This window comes from Calothrix sp. NIES-3974 (assembly GCF_002368395.1).
GTDB lineage: Bacteria > Cyanobacteriota > Cyanobacteriia > Cyanobacteriales > Nostocaceae > NIES-3974.
Window position 1 is genome coordinate 5236107 of record NZ_AP018254.1, and the last position, 18657, is coordinate 5254763.

Below are 18657 nucleotides of genomic sequence, written 5' to 3' on the forward strand. Positions count from 1 at the left end.
TACAAATTACGAATTACGTAGCTTGCTTCCCGCGTAGCGGGTATTACGTACGCGAAGCGTTGCCGTAGGCTATTACAAATTACAAATTAACCAACATTCTCTTAATTTGAGATTTTTTTGTCAACGGCGTTAATTAAATTAATTACGGCATCACACTTATTTTCAATCACGACACAAATGCTATTAATTGCTTGTTGATAATTATCCATATCCTTTTGCTCTAGGGATATTTTTGCCGCTCGTTGTAGATCATCGATGGCTTTGAGGCTATGTTTACGCGATTCTTCCCCACCGTATTGAGATAATTCGTAACGCACAATTCCCCGTTTTAAATAAGCTCTGGCAAACTGAGAATTAATTTTCACCGCTCTGTCAAAATCCTGAAGGGCACGACGATATTCGGCTTCAAATTCACTGCTATACTGGGCAATATGGTAGCGTACCATACCTCTTTGAAAATAGGCTTCAGCCCTTGATGGTCCACGCTTGAGGGCTTCGTTAAAGTCGGCGATCGCTTTTTGATAATCGACTTGGGATTCCCCGCTATAGCGAGCTATTTGCATCCGGACAATTCCGCGACGAATATAGGCTTCAATTTCTCGATCGTCTAGTTTAATTGCATGGTTAAAGTCTTGAATTGCTAACTTATATAATTTATCCGGGTCGCTGCGCAATTCGGCTAAAATAATCCTCACATTGCCACGATTCACATAGGCTTTGACTTCGTTGGGATTCAATACGATGGCTTGATTGTAATCGGCTAGGGATGCTTCGTATTCCTTCAGGTTGTAGTAGGCATTGGCACGATTCACGTAAGCACGGGCATAATCTGGTCGTTTACGAATCGCTTTGGTAAATTTTTCTACCGCTTGGGTGTAATCACGAATTTTATAGGCTGCATGGCCCTGTTTATAATATTCATCAAAACTGAGCTTATCCTCTTCCTCCACCTGAATCATTTGCCGAGCATAGGTACTAATGGGATTAAATGGTTGATTTGTCAGTTTAATTAATAAGTCCAAATAACCCAGCAAACCAAAAACAATCAAAGCAAACACAAACGGATAGATGCGTCGTTTTTTTGGCTGATAGTAGGGAATCGCTTGGGGGGCAAAGTTTTGGGGATAAATCAACCGTCGTAGGGGTAAGGGGGAAGGGGTGGGATGGGGAGCGGGAAGATGGGGGACTGTTCGCCGACGAGGAGAGCGGCTTTTCTTTTGCGGCTTAAGGTGTTCCTTGGCTGCGATCGCTTGGGGGGAAGGGAAAGGGTCTCGTCCACCTAATTGAACTGTCCGCTCACACCAGGGACATTTGTCTAAATGGCGACTGTAACGGTGTTGGGGGTTTTTCTCACAGGTGGTAAGTTGCTCTTCCACTTCCCCCAGGGTTAATAACCAAGTGGCTGCACTTGGACGTTGCAAGGGGTCGCCATGTCCCACTTCAAAGCAACGAATGAATAGTTCCTGTAAGGCTGGGTGTAACACCGACCAGCTGGGAGCGACGGGTGTTGGTTTGTAGGGAACGCGGTGCTTTTGGGAATAGGTAAAATGACCAGCTGCAATCCGTGCTTCGTAGGGGGGTGGTTCACCGATTCCTTGGTATATCCCGGAAAAGGGATGGGTTCCTTCCATTAATAATTGGAAAATCAGTACACCTAAACCAAATAAATCGTGGGTGATGGCGCGATCGCAGTCGGCAAATACTTTATTTTGTAGTTCTGGTGGGGTAAATTCGGGTTTACCTACGGGACACCGATAAACAAAATCCCCTTCGGGGTCAGGTACTTGGAAGGAATCGGTATCAACTAATGTTACTAGTGCCGTATCACTGACTAAAATATTGGATTCGTTGACATCGCCAACACAATAACCCCGTGCGTGTAAAGCGGCAAAAGCGGCAGCTAAATTTCTTGCTGTCCGCAATAAGTACTGGTAGTTAAATAAAGGACAATGTTGACGACGAGTACGGGGATTGTAAAAATCGATAATTGGTCGCATTCCCCGGATACGTGGCATTAAAAAACCAACTATGCGATCGCTACCGTCACTGGCTTTTAATAATTCATCCGGCCAAGCAATGGAAACGTGTCCTAAACTGGCTGTGGGATTTTCCGGTGGATGGGCCAACATGGCCTTGAGTTTGCGTGCGTGGGAATCGGTGGGATGGTGATATATTTTAGCAACGAGATTGCTATCAGTCGGTACTGTATATACACAGGCTTCTCCACCTCGTCCTAAGCTGACGGAAAGGTTGAGATGGACGCTTTGTTGATTGGGAAGACTACGTAGTACCTGCATGGCAAGATTTATTTTCTATTTTGCGAACAATAATTTGGTAGTGCAGCCAGGAAATGTCAGCCGGGTAAGTATGTTTCCCACTCACTACCTACTCTCCGATTCCCGCTATTTTCGGGTTGGCCGAGTACTGGGGTAATGTCGGCACACAAGGCAATTAATTTAGTCCTTTAAAGCCGCTAACACTAAGGTCAAATCATCGTCAGTTCGTTGGCTAATTCGCTCAGAACTGAGAAATTTTGCTAACTGTTCTTTGGCTGCCACCTGATCTTCCGTATTGGCAATAAAATCGAATAGGGGAAAAAAGAACGGTTTGTGGGGAGCGCGGATTGACATATTTATCGCCAGCATTTGCAGCCCATCTGTAAGTACACCCACATTTTCTATTGGTTGGCGTAATATCTGTAATTGTAAGGAATCGAAGGCTTGAGGTGATGTCAAAAATACTGTTTCATTGATGTACTCACCATGATCGGGTAGGGTGAGCGCTAGTAAATCTCCCTGATAGTCCTTGACAACTGCTACACCATCACCTATCTGGGCAACCGCCACCATCTCTGGTGTGGCAATTACCAAGATCAATGTTGAGGCGTAATCTGTCATCAACCTCTGACATGCTGTCGCTTCCTGTCCTACCGATTCTTTGGCAGCTATCACCGCATCCATTAATAGCGATCGCACCACCCTATCCTCTGCCAAGGTGCGCCGATTGACCTCTTCGGCATTTGCAACTGTTTCTACCGCAGTTTGCACCGCGACCATCGCTCCGACTTTACCAAAGGTAGCACTTCCTGCACCATCGGCAACAGCGCAGACTAAAATATTATCAGCCAAAATTTGCCAGTGGTGTGCGTCTTGACACAACTGCTGATTTTTCACGTGGCTTGTACCGCAGACAGAGGCTGAAACTACTTGCCAATGAAGCATTGATTTAAAAGTATTCATGAAATATACTACCCATCGCCAGAATGAACCCTCCCTGCGAAACTTCTGTTTAGACAGAACCCCAGCCAATTGGTGGTAGTGCTACTTGATCATCTACTTTGGAGTGGGAAACCGCCGACATGCTGGCTGATAACCACACAAACATCTCCACAAAATTTAACCCTTTCAATTTTAACGGTGTACGCACTCCGATCTGACCTAAACGAGCCATGTTAGCATTTTCCACACCAACGCTAAAAAATGCAACTCGTTTATTGGTCTCATCCATGTGCAAACGCTGGGCTGCTTGCTCGATTACGTCTTCAAATTCCCCTTGGGGTTCCCCATCGGTAATCATGAATACCCACGGTCGATAATAGGCAATCCCATGACTGCGGTATTGGGCTTTGCGCTCCTGTAATAAATCTAGGGCTTTATGAATTCCTGCACCCATTGTTGTTAAGCCTTGGGCTGTTAATACTGGCGGCTGGAACTGGTCTGCGGTGACAAAATCCTGCACCACCTGTACCTGACTGTCAAAGGTGACTATTGCCACTTCTACCCTTCGTGATGCTAGGGTATTTTTTGTCAACTCCTCTTTAAAGGTTTCCAAGCCTTGATTTAAAGCCGCGATCGCATCTCCCTGCATGGAACCTGATGTGTCCAGCAACAACACACACGGACACCGTGGTTCCGGGTTCTCGGCGAACTCAACAACTTCATCTAGCTTTAATGTATCGGTCATAACTTTTTGTGTTATATTTGTGTCGAAGCTATGCTCAGGGTCATTCTTGCCATCACGAAAAACAAATGCAAATCCAGAGTGATTGGTTTTCGTTCTTGGCTCTAACTACACTGTTGCAAACAATGTGGTTGCCTTTATACTCTTCATTCAAGAATTTATTTAAACGGAAACTTGCCGATTTTTAATTAAATTTTCAATTGCTTTCATTGGAGTCACAATTTTAATTGTTCGCCGATGAAAATTTGACATGGCGATCGCCCAATATTTTCTGATACACAGCATATATAGAATACAATATATTGTGCCTCTTGCAGACATTACTTTTTAAAATTTTCATGTAGAAGCTATATATATTCAGTAAAATCAACATAGTTGGTTTCTAATCTATAGCTGTAATCAGAATAAATTCTAACTCGGAAATACATAATTATTCATGCATCAAAATATATACTTTTTTGCAAAATGTAACAATCAAACCTACGGACAATTAACACCTCGCTGTAACATAGGTGCATTAACATGATTAATATTCGTGTTTCAAAACATACGGAAAAAAGGAATATCTGACTGAAAAGTGGTTACAGATAGGCTCATCCGACAATTTTTTGGCTAAAATTCCCGGAAATTACCCAGTAATATGCATATTTTTGGCACTTTTACAAAGCTTAGACCCCTTAGTTTTCTACAACACCTGGCACGTAGTCACGACAGCACCTGCGTACAGGTGTTAAGTAATTCTATTGTCTGGTTAATTTTCCTGGAAAATGGCAAAATCACCTACCTCACCCATTCAGTAGAACCCTTTGATCGCCTAGAACGCCACCTGCGTCGTTTGAGTTCCCAAATCCCCCACCTGGACAACCAGATTCGCACCCAAATGCGAATGATGTTTGAAACGGAAGCCGAACCCATACCGACTACGCCTTTATTGGTAGCAGAGTTCCCTCCCCTAAGTCAACACCCCCCAGAATATCAAGCCATTTGTTGGTTGGTGAGTGAAAGACATCTAAATCCGACCCAAGCAGCGATTTTGATTCAAGAATTAGTCAAAGAAGTTTTAGAATCTTTATTATTAATTACAGAAGGCAAATATAGACTCATTTCCCCATCGGAGAAATTACCAATTATTTGTCGCATTGACACAGAAAAAATCATTGATATTTGTCAGAAAAAAAATCTTGCTTGGCAAAGCTTTGCACCCTACATTAATTCACCTTATCAGCGTCCCTATTTACGGGTTCCAGAGTTAACCAATCAAACTAATTCGCCGCAAATTCAACAAAATTTAGCAGTCTGGATGAAAGGCTTTAGTTTGCGTCACCTGGCAGTAATTATGAACCAGGAAGAAATGCAAATGGTGCGTAATCTAATCCCCTATATCCTCAATGGTGAAATTATCTTACACGAACCAGATCCTCCCTTTGATTTACTGCCAAAAATACCCCAACCACAAACCCGATCTACCCCAGGGGAAACAGTACCAACCCCAACCGCAAAAGCAAGCATCAGCGAAAACAGCACTAGTCCCAGTTTAATTTCCCCAGCAGTGCGATATCCAGAGCGCAAAACCTCCGGTTTACCACTCCTGAACGAAACTGCGACCCATCCCCTTCCCCCGGTGACATCTAGCCATATTTCCCAACCACCATCTCCACCCGTCAAGTCCAACTCAGCACTACCAACTAACCCACCGAGCAAAAAAATCTATAAAATCGTCTCCGTCGATGACAGTCCCACAGTCTTGCGAGAAATCAGTCGTTTCTTAGAACAAGAGAATTTTGCAGTGGTAGCAATTAACGACCCAGTAAAAGCCGTCATGTCAATTATTCGTAACAAGCCAGACTTGATTTTATTGGACTTAAACATGGATGGTATAGATGGGTATGAGTTATGTCGAATTATTCGGAATAACTCTATGTTCAAGAAAATACCTATTATTATGGTGACGGGAAATAAGGGCTTAATCGACAAAGTTAAAGCTAGATTAGTTGGTGCATCTGGATATTTAACTAAACCATTTACTAGGGCAGAGTTATTGAAAATAGTATTTATGCATCTTGCTTAGGGAGTAGGGAGTAGAGAAAACCCGACGGGTCGTCTGTAAAGGGAATAGGGAGTAGTGGTCATGTACTGCGTACACCAGAAGGAAAATACAGATTACATCGTGACTGCGAGGCTACATCTAATACATCTAGAATGCAGAAGTGTAGTTCCTTCCCATCTCCAAGAGACACTGTGCTAGGAGTATCAACTCTGACCAACTTAGAGTCCGCTAAATTACATGAAAAGTATTATTTTATAAGCTTTTCAGGCTTATATTTCCGGTAAAACTGTTGGTGCGTTCTAGGTTTTATTACTCAGTAACAGAATAATCTGATTATTGTATTAGATGGCCTTCTATTAGGAAGTATGGCCTTCAGCAATCGATGGACTCATTCTGAGTGATGGATTTTGCGATCGCTACTTTGCAAGAAGCCGCTACGCGTCTACGCAATGAAAAAATATGTAAAAACATATTTTTTTACATATTGGGGATGCTCCCAAATTGTTCCCTATGGTCTTGTTTGATCTAGAAAAAGCATTGAGCGATTTCTAGCCGAGAAAAAACACAAATTAAATATCAAAGTAGTCAGATTTGATATTATTTCTGGGCTGATAGCAGCGAGCAATTAGCTCTATTTTGCGTGTCAAAATTTTGCTGGTTTCGTTGTGAATATGTCTTGAAAAAGCTATGTCCTGAAAATATTTACTAGTGTGGATGGTGAGGAGAATACATTGATGCCAACAGTATTAATTATCGATGATACGATTTCCCAGTTGGAATTAATTAATTGTTATTTACAGGAAAGTGGGTATATGGCAATCAAAGCCGTTGACCCCAAAGACGGATTTGCCAAAGCGATGATCTACCAACCTGATGTAATTATTACCGATGTGGTCATGCCAGGAATGAGTGGGTTTGAATTATGTCGTAAACTCAAGCGTGAGCCAAAAACCCAAAAATCCCATATTATTATTTGTAGCTCTAAAAATGGTGAAATTGACCGCATCTGGGGAATGCGTCAAGGTGCATCCGCATACCTCACTAAACCCTTTACCAAACAGGATTTGTTGCGGACGCTCAGGTTATTAGGGTTTTAGTAAACTCCCAAAAATTAAAAGCTCCCTAGTCAGAAAATGAACTGGGAGCAAATTATTTTGTTCACCGCAACGCCGTTTTACCTAAGTTTATGACCTGGTTAAACCAGGTGGGAATTGATGTCAACTCGTTTAAAGTTTCCGAGTACTAAGCTCGGTCTACTGCCACGAGGACGATTGGTTCCCTTATTTTTCAAGCATAGATCAAAAAACTTGATGGCAGTCACCAACGTCGCAGCCGAACATCCCCATTATAGCCTGCAAAAATTATGTTGGGTATGTGGTTGACCAACATTTTTTTACTTTGGATACCAAATAGCTTCAATTTCTTGAGCAACCGCGATCGCATTATCTCTATCTGCTTGTGGCAATAGAACTGTTACATGTCCTAACTTGCGACCGGGACGGGATACACTCTTAGAATACCAATGGATATGGGCATTGGCAATCTGAGCAATTTGGTTGCGTTTTTCTTGATAGTCGCTGTGGGAATTTTCATATCCTAGCAAATTAACCATGACTGCGCCAGGAGAAAGTAAGGTACAATTTCCCAGGGGTAAACCGCACACAGCCCGTAAATGCTGTTCAAATTGGGAGGTTTCACAGGCATCGAGGGAAAAATGCCCCGAATTATGGGTTCGAGGAGCTATTTCGTTCACTAAAACCAGATGCTCCTGGGTCAAGAATAATTCAATTCCAAACACACCCACCACATCTAGACTTTCTAGTATCTGAGTCGCGATGTGGTTAATTTCTGCCGTCATTTGTGCTTCAATGTCAGCAGGAACAATTACCCAGCGACAAACCTGTTTAATTTGCTTAGTTTCTACCACTGGATAGATGACAACTTCGCCATTAACAGAACGAGCCGCAATCACTGCCAATTCCCGTTCAAAGGGGACAAAGCTTTCCAAGAGATAGGTCGTTGCTCCAAAGGGGTAGCGGTGGAGAATTTCTCGCAGTTCTTCTAAACTTTGAGCGATATGGGTTCCCTGACCATCATACCCATGCCGACGGGCTTTGAGGACAACTGGAAAACCAAACTGTCCGAGAACGGCATCATTGTCCACATCATCAGGATCTAGGGCGATAAATTGGGGGACGGGAATACCTAAATCATGGAGATACTGACGTTGATGGAATTTATCTAAAAGAGGAGCCAAAGCTTCCAAACGGGGACGAAAACACACACCTCGCTCGGCTAAACTAGTCAAGGCTTCCAGGTCAACAAACTCATTTTCAAAGGTAATCACATCGCTTTTTTTTGCCAATTCCACCGTCCCCATCGCGTCATCAACTCGCGCTTGCACCAGAAAATCCTTAGCGATACGACCATTACCATTCCCATTACCATTTCCACCAACGGAAACAGGGACATGGGAACATTGCTGCGATGCTGCGATCGCCACCGCTGGGTCTTCCACATTCGGCGTTTGCACCACCAGTTGCAGACCCAATTTCTGTGCTGCACCACCCATCATCCAGGCGAGTTGTCCGCCACCTATTACACCTACGCGCTTCATTTGCACCCAAGAGAATCACGAGTTTGAACACCTGTTTGAGAATTTATGCCACTAGCTATTTGGCAAAGTTCTCGAATTTGCGCTCCATCTAAAATTGCATCGGTAAAGTCAGCGCCTTCTATGACTGTATTAGTAAAAATTGCTCGCAATAGCAAAGCTTCCCGAAAAATGGCATCGCGCAAATCCGCCCCTGTTAAGTTTACTTGATCGACCATCGCATTCGTCAAATCGACCGACTGTAGCGTTGCATTTGTCATTACCGAAGCACTTAAAATCGCTCCCCTTAAATCGGCGTTTCGGAAGTTCACAAATTCTAAATTTGCATTGGAAAATTCTGCCGCTTGTAGTTCTTGCCCCGAAAAATCTCTACGACTCAATTCGGCATTACTAAAGGATAGCGGATGGGTCCAATCGGCTAAAGCTGCTAATGGCCAACATACCACCATGAATAATATTACTAGCAATACTGTCAATTGCCGCCAATGCATATGAGGAATCAAAAAGAACTCTGTGTTTTTACCTAACTATTACAGCTTATACCATTATGGGTCGTCACAAAAAAAACCATCCTTTGGATAGAGAATGGTTGAGTCAATGGTTCAAAAATTTTGAGTGGTTAAACTTAGGTCAGTTCAGCACTATCCCCAATACAGTTCAGTTAGACTTAAAAGCCTGATTATTGGGTAGGTTGGGTTAAAGAATGTAGAGGCAGAGCCTAGGCTGTGTACCGCCTTTTTTGGGGTCGCAAATTTATGTACAAACCGTGACAAAAAACTTGTTCTAATACTCCGGCTGTTGATACATATAGGGAAGCTCTGCTTCCTAATTTGAGGCAGTAGCCCTCGTGGAATGCATCCCTACGCGGAGCATCGGGACGAGATCATCACAAAAACTGTGGGAACTTATGGGTAAATTTCCACAAAATCAACAGTCTACGTAAAGCCTCAACCCAACCTACAGTTATCTTTAACAACCGTATTGGCACTATCCCTATCTATACTGCATCAATCCAGAAAGGACCATGCCATTGGGGTTCAACTTCGCAATCACGCCAGAAAAAGGCTAATTTCTCTCCAATTCGCGCGATTACTTCTAAATTACCCACATGACCAAAGTTACTTTGAATCATGGTCATGGCATCAATTTGACCAACTTCTTTTGCTACTAATACAGGTCCTTGCCAAGGGAGGTTTTCGTCGTCGTTGTCCCGCCAATAAAATGCAAAGCCGCCATCCACAACGGGTACAACCAATTCAAAATTACCCTGGTTGCCAAATCGACTTTGAATCAAGACCGGATTACCACAGGCAGGCATAGCATCAAAAAAGAAAGGACCATGCCATTGGGGTTCAACTTCGCAATCACGCCAGAAAAAGGCTAATTTCTCTCCAATTCGCGCGATTACTTCTAAATTACCCACATGACCAAAGTTACTTTGAATCATGGTCATGGCATCAATTTGACCAACTTCTTTTGCTACTAATACAGGTCCTTGCCAAGGGAGGTTTTCGTCGTCGTTGTCCCGCCAATAAAATGCAAAGCCGCCATCCACAACGGGTACAACCAATTCAAAATTACCCTGGTTGCCAAATCGACTTTGAATCAAGACCGGATTACCACAGGCAGGCATAGCATCAAAAAAGAAAGGACCATGCCATTGGGGTTCAACTTCGCAATCACGCCAGAAAAAGGCTAATTTCTCTCCAATTCGCGCGATTACTTCTAAATTACCCACATGACCAAAGTTACTTTGAATCATGGTCATGGCATCAATTTTACCAACTTCTTGTGCCACTAAAATCGGTCCCTGCCAAGGAAGGTTTTCGTTGTCGTTGTCCCGCCAATAAAATGCAAATCCGCCATTGGTAGCGGGTACAACCAGTTCAAAATTACCTTGGTTGCCAAATCGACTTTGAATCAAAACCGGATTGGCTAAAGCTGGATTAGAAGCGGTAGATACAAGCTTTTTTTTGTCAGCCATAATAATTAATGTTGATAATTTGATTGCGGGGAAGATTTTCCCTAGGTAACTATGAAGAGAAAATATGATTGTGGGCAAATTGAAAATTTGCCGATATAAGCATTTTTCCCAGTTAAGCGATACCGAATGGCTTAACTGGCTTGCATTGTATACCTGTTAAATTATGTTTTGGTAATGTTTAATCAAGCTCAAAATTAAGTAAATCCAATCAATATTTAACCAAAAATATCAAATTTCAGCTTGACAATTCTATTTACGGATTTATCATGAGAAATTTATCTGTTTTAGGGTCAATACTTGATTTTCTTTCTCCCTGGAAAATAGGTGAATGGGGAGTAGGGAGAGACGCGATATATCGCGTCTGTACGTTGAATCACCACGAATGGGTATTAATTATTTGTAATCTAACCCCAGTCTTAAGTAAAGTTTATTTTCATTTGCTGTCATCCATCGAGTTTTACTGATAATGTGGATATGTATACTTGAATGATTACTGTATCTATCAATCAATCGCACAACCAGCTAAAGAAATTGTCTTAATATTTGTTTACATTGTGAATTAAATATATACAGGAATCATGACTGGTTTGAGTAGACAGAAATTAGGCAAATTCTTGGTAAGTGCAATAAGTTTTTTTTTTTTGGATCTAAACTCGATGCAAATTCCTATTTTCCAGACTCCTATGAAGCATTATTGCGATCGCTGGATTGAAGAATGGTGTCTAGATAATGGTTGGACAGACCTGTTTATTGAGCGCAGCAACAATTACTGGGCATTTCCTCCAGGTGCAGTCATGCCAGAACCGATTCCGGCTCAAGTATTACATATAATTAAAGCAGAGCGAGGAATGACGTTTGAAGAAAAGTTTTGGTCGATATCAGCAGTCATCGGGACATTGGTGGCGATAATTTCCACCTACATATTTAAATGTCCGATGCCGATGATTATAGCCTTTGCATTTGATGCGGTGACAGCTGCACAGTTGGAATTGGAAGATATTTAAAGTTGCGATTGTACGATTGATAGCCATCATGTTTCCATATCTGAAAAATGCTGCTCGAAAAGGGCAGCATTTTTGATTTTAATTCCGTTTTCTGCGGCTGAAAATTCATCTGTCAAGGAAAAGCAAACTATAATAGCAAAGTATTGCAGTGATGACTAAATGGCTGAATATGGAAAAAATTACATCTGGAACATGGTATCTAGTCAGTGTGAAGATGAAAAAACGGGATATTTTCCTCAAATACTTGGATTTGATGATAGCAAAAAATCATCTCGAAGAATTGATTCTTGGCGTTGAAAAGCCAGTCGATTCAATGTATGAAGATAATGTTTTAGTCAATTTGAGTAATTACCACGAAGCTGTTAGTCATCTCAAAAATATCGATACATTTTTAAATATTCAACGTAAGCCGATTCCCTTGGAAGCCGTGAATCGGATGTTGTAATAGCAATTTGCCAAAAAAATACAACAGCATGTAGAGACGTAATATATTACGTCTCTACACTACAAACACACAATATATTACGTCTCTAGATGCCAAAATTATCTATTTCCCCCTTGACAAATATAGCGTTCTTCTGCGGATAAATTGGGATGATTTTCCAGGTAGTTATGAAGCCATTTACATCCCCGCTTAAACAAAGAGTCAAAATCTAATTTTGAGGATGCAAGGCTGGTAAAATTCCAAATTTTAATCAGATTATCAGAATCTCCAGAAACTATATATTTGCCATCGGGACTAAAAGTCACACTGCGCACATTACTATTATGGCCAGTTAAAGTTTTCACCAGTTGACCGGTATGGGTCGTCCATACTTTGATGGTTTGGTCATCGGATGCAGAAGCAATATATTCGCCATTGGGAGAAAAACTAATTTTGTTTACTTCGTGGTTATGGGCATTAATTGTTCTGATTAGTTCCCCGTTGCGACTCCAAATTTTGATTTTACCATCATGGCTTGCCGATGCCAACAAGTTGCCAGCAGGAGAAAAAATGACATGCCAAATTAAAGCATCATGGGCTGGTATGGTTTTAATGAGATTACCTTGGGGATTCCATAATTTGATAGTTTGATCTGCGCTTGCAGAAGCCAGAATTTGACCATCTGGGGAATAACTGAGGCTTGTCACCCAATAGTTGTGTCCTGATAAGGTGTGAATTTTATTAGTGGTTTGATGCCAAAGTTTAATGGTATTATCTGTATTGGTATAAACTAAAGTTTTACCATCGGGAGAAAAGGTAAGATTACTGTACCAATCTGTTTCCAAAGGAATGGTTTTGATTAAATTACCATTCGGTCGCCAAAGCTTGATAGTATTATCAACACTTACGGAAGCAATAGTTTGCTGGTCAGGGGAAAATACTACTTTATTAATTTCTTGTTGATGACCGGTAAATTTATGTAAAATTTTCCCAGATTTATGCCACAAAATCAATGTTCCGTCGGCACTAGCTGAGATAAAATAGTTACCATCAGGACTCAAGGCAATGTCTACTACGTCTCTTTCATGACCGCGTAAACTGAGGGGAATGATATTATTTAATTGCCATAATCTGACGGTTTTGTCATCACTAGCACTAACAAAAGTTTGACCATCGGGAGAAAAAGCCACATAGTTAATTGTCCGTCCGTGTCCAGCTAAAGTTTGCAATAATGTTCCGTCTAAACCCCAAATTTTAATGGTGTTATCGGTACTGCTAGAAACCAGAATTTGGCTATTTGGGGAATAGGTCAAACGGGTTACTTTAGCACTGTGGTCTTGAAATCGATATACAACTTTGCCATCCCGATCGAGAATTAACACCCTACCCTGGGTATTTGCCACTGCTAGGGTTTGACGATTAGGACTAAATGCGATCGCACTGATTTTCGCATTTTCATCCATATCTTGTTGGGGTAGTTGAAATGTCTGAATTTTCTCCCCCTGCATATTCACAAAGATAATTTCCCCCTTTGGCATTGCCAAAATCAGGGTTGTTCCATCCGCAGTCAGATGAAAAGCTTGGGGTATATCCGTAATCCCCAGATTCTCCGCAGATAGAGTTCGTAAATGTTGACCTTGTTGATTCCAGAATTTCAGGCTTAAATCTCTACTTGCGGAAATTAATTCTTCCCCATTTTTGGTAAATTTTACCGCTAATACGGGCGCACTATGGGCATTAATACTTGTGATTAAAGTACCATCTGGTCGCCATAGTTTGATAGTATTATCCTCACTTCCAGAAGCTATTAGATGACCATCAGGACTAAAATCCACATCATTAACTGTATCTTGATGACCAACTAAGGTTTTTAAAAGCTTACCATTGGCTTGCCAAATTTTAATAGTTTTATCGGCGCTAGTAGTAGCAATTGTTTGTCCATCTTGGCTAAATTTAGCTGACATAACTAGGCTGTTATGTCCTGATAAGCGGTTACTTTCCATAATATCAACCACCGCTTGATTCAGATTTTTTTCTGTACGCAGTTGTGCTTCCATTTGATTTACGTGATCCCATCCCCACCAATTCACCTGACTGCGGATTTTTTTAGCTGCTTTCATCGCTGTAACTAAGCCATCAAGTTGTTTATGGGAGAGGAGATAATTTTCTGCCAAGGAATTTAAGGTTTTAATTTCTTCTAATTTTGTTTTTTGACTTTGTTGATAGGCAAAACCTGCTAATCCACAAGCTATTAGACCTAAACTACCCATGACGACGACGGCAATTTGGGTCATCCGTAATCGTCGTTTCACCTGTAATTGTTGTAATTGTCTTGCTTCTAAACAAGCTGCGATGAATTTCTGTGTATCCGTTGCTAATTCGTCTGTATAGTTAATATATATATCTTCCGCTTCCGCAAGTCTGACACCCTGTAATAAAAAATCTGGACAACAATTATTTTCTAACCATAATTGGGCAGATTCTTCTATTTGACGCTGCACTCGTAAACGGGAACGATTTTCTTCTAACCACCAACGTAAGGTAGACCAGTGACGAATCAGAATTTCGTGAGCAACTTCGACTGTCACCTGATGCGAACTAAATAGGTTATGGAGATGATTTTCACTTACACCCTTACCCATTCCGGTAATTTTTTCCTTGTCTTCCACACCCATCACAACTAATTTGGCATCAGTTAAAACCTTGAGGGTTTTTTCCACTAAATCAGTCGGATATTTCGCCACAATTAATTCCGATTTATACACCCGTCTGCGGGTATCTTCCGTACCTTCTCCTAGTTGGGTTAATGCGAGAAAAATCCACTTAGCACAGGCTTGCATTTGCGGATTTAAGCTATCATATACAGCTTGGGAAGACCTTTCTAAAGCGCCTTGAATCCCCCCTAATTTTTCTTGATATGCATCCAGGGTTAACCGTCCATTGACGCGATATTGCCACAGTTGCTCTAACACAAACTCTAACAATGGTAAGTCTGCCACTGAATGGTTTAACTCCCGCAGGAGAACTTCCACTAACTCCGGTTCAATTTGCAAACCAACCTGTTGTGCAGGATTAACTATGACTCGACGATAATTATCTAAACTTAAATGGGGCGGCACTAAAATGGTATAATTTCGCAGAGCGATCGCTAGTTTTTCCTGTTCTAAACAGGCGGCGATAAAATCAGCCCGTAAGGTGATGACAACTTTAAATCTATCTGGGGCAAATTCTAAAGCTGCAAAAATCAATTTTAAAAATTCTTCCCGTTCTTTTCCACTAGCTAAGGTGAATATTTCCTCAAATTGATCGATGATCAACACCAACATTGGTTCGGGACAAAGACGCAGCCAATAGACAAAATTTTCACTACCTTGATAAACAATACCTTCAATTTGCTCCGCAGATAGTTTCATCTGGGACTGATTATTTTCTCCTAATACCTGAGCTAAACTCATCAACGGATTCACACCGGGACGCATTTTTCTTATCACCCAATTTTGACTATCGGGTATTTGTTTCCCTTGACGTAAAACCGGGATTACTCCAGCTTGAATGACTGAAGATTTACCACTTCCTGAAGCACCTACTAGGGCTAAAAATGGTTGATTACTAATGTGATGAACTATCTCTTGAATCAGGGCTTCTCGACCATAAAAATATAAAGAATCCTGTTCTGTAAACGCATTTAATCCCATATAGGGACAAACACCTAAATCCTTGCTCGTTTTTTGTTTATGCAGATGGGTTTGTACGGGTAATATTTCAATAATTCCCTGTGCACCAGAAAGCCATAAATATAGAGGTATATCACTCCCCGCGAGACACAATTTCAGTTGAGATATCCAACCAGCGGCTGATAAACCATGATTTTGATGATGGCTATTTAAGGTTTCCAGTAAAACTTGGGAAAAAATCTCTGACTCCGAATGCGGATTCACACAAGCAATTAAACATTGTCCTTGGGGAGAATTAGTATGTAATTCTTGCATCCATGCAGCTAGGGATATTGAACTTTCTGAATGGCTAATACAATCGATAATCACTATCTGTTTGGCTGGACAGCGCTGTAATTGTTGTTTTAACCAGGAGCGTTTAATCCGAATATGTTCCCCGAAGATAAATCCTTCCCATTCATCGGTTTTTGCAATTATACCCCGCAAATAAATTAAAACTGTTTCTGTTGCCTTGGCGTTTAAACAGTTAACTAAACTGGTTTTAATTGCGCTGACACCTGATTTTGCTGCCGGTAAATATTCTAGTTCAAAATCACCTTGATTTCGGAGAATTTTACTAATGTCCAAGCAGGTTTTTGTTTGCAACAGCCCATCGACAACAACACCGAGACGACGGTAGTCACTACCTCGTTCATCTTCCGGTTTTTTGCCAATAATTAATTCACCAATACCTTCAACGATTCGTTTCGGGGTTTGTAAAGTATATTCAGCGAGCAAATCAGTAAAACCTCTACTTTGATTTTGCTGATTTATTAAGCGAATTTGCTGATTATATTTATCTATATATTGTAGGGTTTGATAATATACATATTTATATAAATTATCGACATAAATCAAACCTTGGCTATTAGCTGCACCACCCCTTAATCCCTGCATTAAATAATAGGTAAATACTCCATGACCTAGTTCATTGAATTCCCAGGATTGCTGATTATTATCACAGGAAAGTAAAGCATAAAATCCTTGACCACTAGCAGCGCTTTGTTGTAAAACACTAACTAACTGAGGCGTAATATTTTCAGAAATAGCAGAATTTTGATGCCGTAAACTCATCCCACCACTATGACAAGCATCTAACACAATTAGTTTATTTTGAGCCGCACAATTAGCCAATAAACTTAAAACTGTGGATATACTTAAACCTGTAGATTCTAAATTCTGGGTATCTGTATCATGCAAACATAGGAAAGCTTCGTGATTCGGACCTAAGATTCCATGTCCAGAAAAATAAAACAAAACAGTATCTTTTGATTTTGCTGCATTTACTACTTCTTCTAAACTGGAGCGAATATTAGCTAAAGTTGGTGATTTGGTTGCAAAATCATGGTGGATTTTAAAATGGGTTTGGCTAAAATACTCCCCTGCATCCCTTAATGCTTCCCCTAATCCTTGACAATCAATTGCTGAATAACGTAGCGAAGACAAGGATTTATCTCGGTATTTATTCACACCAATCAATACTACCCATAATCTTGCAGCATGAGTTTTGTTGACTTCAATTGAACGACTGGTGGCAATACCAAAGGGGGACATTTGACCAACCTCTTATTTTATAATTTAAAATCTGAAATAAGTTTCGTCTATTGGGGAATAGGGAGTGGGGAGTCGGGAGTCGGAATTCAGAAGAAATCATTTTCACGCATTACTGGTGTAATGTTTACATGACGACTACTCACTTTATCGGGAGAAATTAATTCGATTGTGTCGAAAAATGGTAAGTTAGATGTGTTTGAGGCGATCGCAATCAACTTGTGATTCATAATACCTCAATTTCATCCTGGTGATTATATTTTATTTAACTTTATAGTTTTACAATCAACCATAGAATTCCATAGGACTGGAAGGGTATTTTTATGCACTTCCTAGTTTCTAATTCAGAAAATATTTTAAATAAATCTACAAATATTTACATTTGTTAACATACAGTAGCCCCTAGTTCAGTGAAATATAAAATAGCAGTTATGGTGTCCGTATCATAGGGTTTTCACAAGTATTTTTGTACTTCACTAAATTTTGATAGTGGTCGATAAACGTATTTAAAATTATCAACCACCTTTTCAAGTAAAGGAAAAAACTCAAACAGTACATTTACCGTTATTAAATACTCGCGATTCCCTACTCCATGCTCCGAAAAAAATAATTTAAGTGTCAAAAACAACTTTTAAATCTAAAATCTGGAATTAAATGGCCGACAACAGGCTTTGTAGAAATTAGACAAAATCCGGTAGGTTTTACGAACCCAATCTAGAGTTCTGTAGGATAGACGTATCCTTAAAGGAGATAAAATCGGACGATAAATCCAATAGTAAGCCGTTTTCAGATTATCCCACTTAGAACAGGCTTCTTGGTGGAGAAAATCAGAAATATCAACAACATAGCCGCGATTTTCCCACATCATCACATTGCGACCGTGGATATCGTGGGGAAACAAACCGCGATCGCGTGCATAATCTAGAGCGTGGTCAATATCGAGAATAACCTGTTTCGGAATCCTTAAACCCTTGTGCATACAATCATACAGAGTCACCCCATACAATCGCTTCAACACCAAAAAATGGTCGTTAGCATAAAAGCAACGTGAAAAAGCAGGGTGAACACCCAAGCGTCGATAGACTTCCCGTTCCTCCTCCAACCCTGGTCGTCCGGGGGCATAAATTTTGACAACCAGTTCAGGATAATTCGGATGGGCCATGACTGCGGCGTAATTCCCCGCCCCTAGTAATTGCCAAGGATGGGGTAGATAATCAACTTGAATTGGGTCATAGGGGGAAACACTGATAAGTTTGAGTTGAGGTAATAATTCATTCTCAATTATCCCCACAAACTGGTGAATCTCGAAATTATCCATTGTTGCTGAACAGGCAAAGATTTACCTTATACTGTAATCCCA

Annotated in this window: 14 protein-coding genes and 1 other RNA gene; 4 read left to right on the top strand and 11 right to left on the bottom strand. The window is 40.9% G+C overall.

Annotation, left to right across the window (positions count from 1 at the left end):
• Window positions 1–101: 101 nt before the first annotated feature.
• The 4 genes from CDC37_RS20885 to CDC37_RS25600 form a co-directional block, all read right to left on the bottom strand.
• Window positions 102–2297 (bottom strand): tetratricopeptide repeat protein, encoded by a 2196-nt coding sequence (locus tag CDC37_RS20885; RefSeq protein ID WP_096624773.1) that lies wholly within the window; start codon window positions 2295–2297, stop codon window positions 102–104.
• Window positions 2298–2456: 159 nt separating this feature from the next.
• Window positions 2457–3239, bottom strand: coding sequence for a PP2C family serine/threonine-protein phosphatase (locus CDC37_RS20890; protein WP_096624775.1), 783 nt, complete (start codon window positions 3237–3239; stop codon window positions 2457–2459).
• 49 nt (window positions 3240–3288) lie between these two features.
• The gene (locus CDC37_RS20895) at window positions 3289–3963 is read right to left on the bottom strand and encodes a vWA domain-containing protein (RefSeq protein ID WP_096624777.1); all 675 of its coding nucleotides are present in this window, start codon (window positions 3961–3963) and stop codon (window positions 3289–3291) included.
• 159 nt (window positions 3964–4122) lie between these two features.
• Complete coding sequence (locus CDC37_RS25600; protein ID WP_255408858.1) at window positions 4123–4245, bottom strand: hypothetical protein; 123 nt, start codon at window positions 4243–4245, stop codon at window positions 4123–4125.
• Window positions 4246–4600: 355 nt separating this feature from the next.
• On the opposite strand from CDC37_RS25600, the gene CDC37_RS20900 reads away from it, so the two are divergent.
• Window positions 4601–6028, top strand: a complete 1428-nt coding sequence (locus CDC37_RS20900) for a response regulator (RefSeq protein WP_096624779.1) — start codon at window positions 4601–4603, stop codon at window positions 6026–6028.
• A gap of 713 nt (window positions 6029–6741) precedes the next feature.
• Window positions 6742–7104, top strand: a complete 363-nt coding sequence (locus CDC37_RS20905; RefSeq protein WP_096624781.1) for a response regulator — start codon at window positions 6742–6744, stop codon at window positions 7102–7104.
• A gap of 57 nt (window positions 7105–7161) precedes the next feature.
• On the opposite strand, the gene ssrS is transcribed toward CDC37_RS20905, so the two are convergent.
• The 4 genes from ssrS to CDC37_RS20925 all read right to left on the bottom strand — a co-directional run bounded on the left by ssrS (window position 7162) and on the right by CDC37_RS20925 (window position 10605).
• Window positions 7162–7345, bottom strand: a non-coding RNA gene (gene ssrS / locus CDC37_RS20910) — 6S RNA.
• A 55-nt stretch (window positions 7346–7400) separates the two neighbouring features.
• A complete protein-coding gene (locus CDC37_RS20915; RefSeq protein ID WP_096624783.1) occupies window positions 7401–8624 on the bottom strand; it encodes a 5-(carboxyamino)imidazole ribonucleotide synthase in 1224 nt (407 codons plus the stop codon).
• Entirely contained in the window at window positions 8621–9112 is a 492-nt protein-coding gene (locus CDC37_RS20920) for a pentapeptide repeat-containing protein (protein ID WP_096624785.1), read from the bottom strand. The genes CDC37_RS20915 and CDC37_RS20920 overlap by 4 nt, the downstream gene beginning before the upstream one ends.
• A 506-nt stretch (window positions 9113–9618) precedes the next feature.
• Window positions 9619–10605 (bottom strand): hypothetical protein, encoded by a 987-nt coding sequence (locus CDC37_RS20925; protein WP_096624787.1) that lies wholly within the window; start codon window positions 10603–10605, stop codon window positions 9619–9621.
• 683 nt (window positions 10606–11288) lie between these two features.
• Here CDC37_RS20925 and CDC37_RS20930 point away from each other — a divergent pair.
• Both CDC37_RS20930 and CDC37_RS20935 read left to right on the top strand, forming a co-directional pair.
• A complete protein-coding gene (locus CDC37_RS20930; protein WP_096626483.1) occupies window positions 11289–11609 on the top strand; it encodes a hypothetical protein in 321 nt (106 codons plus the stop codon).
• Window positions 11610–11760: 151 nt separating this feature from the next.
• Complete coding sequence (locus CDC37_RS20935; RefSeq protein WP_096624789.1) at window positions 11761–12054, top strand: chromosome segregation ATPase; 294 nt, start codon at window positions 11761–11763, stop codon at window positions 12052–12054.
• A gap of 98 nt (window positions 12055–12152) precedes the next feature.
• Here CDC37_RS20935 and CDC37_RS20940 read toward each other — a convergent pair whose 3' ends face one another.
• The 3 genes from CDC37_RS20940 to CDC37_RS20945 all read right to left on the bottom strand — a co-directional run bounded on the left by CDC37_RS20940 (window position 12153) and on the right by CDC37_RS20945 (window position 18615).
• Window positions 12153–17300, bottom strand: coding sequence for an nSTAND1 domain-containing NTPase (locus CDC37_RS20940; protein ID WP_096624791.1), 5148 nt, complete (start codon window positions 17298–17300; stop codon window positions 12153–12155).
• A gap of 86 nt (window positions 17301–17386) precedes the next feature.
• Complete coding sequence (locus CDC37_RS24560; protein ID WP_157780808.1) at window positions 17387–17527, bottom strand: hypothetical protein; 141 nt, start codon at window positions 17525–17527, stop codon at window positions 17387–17389.
• Between the two features lie 407 nt (window positions 17528–17934).
• Window positions 17935–18615, bottom strand: a complete 681-nt coding sequence (locus CDC37_RS20945) for a serine/threonine protein kinase (protein ID WP_096624793.1) — start codon at window positions 18613–18615, stop codon at window positions 17935–17937.
• Between the last annotated feature and the right edge of the window lie 42 nt (window positions 18616–18657).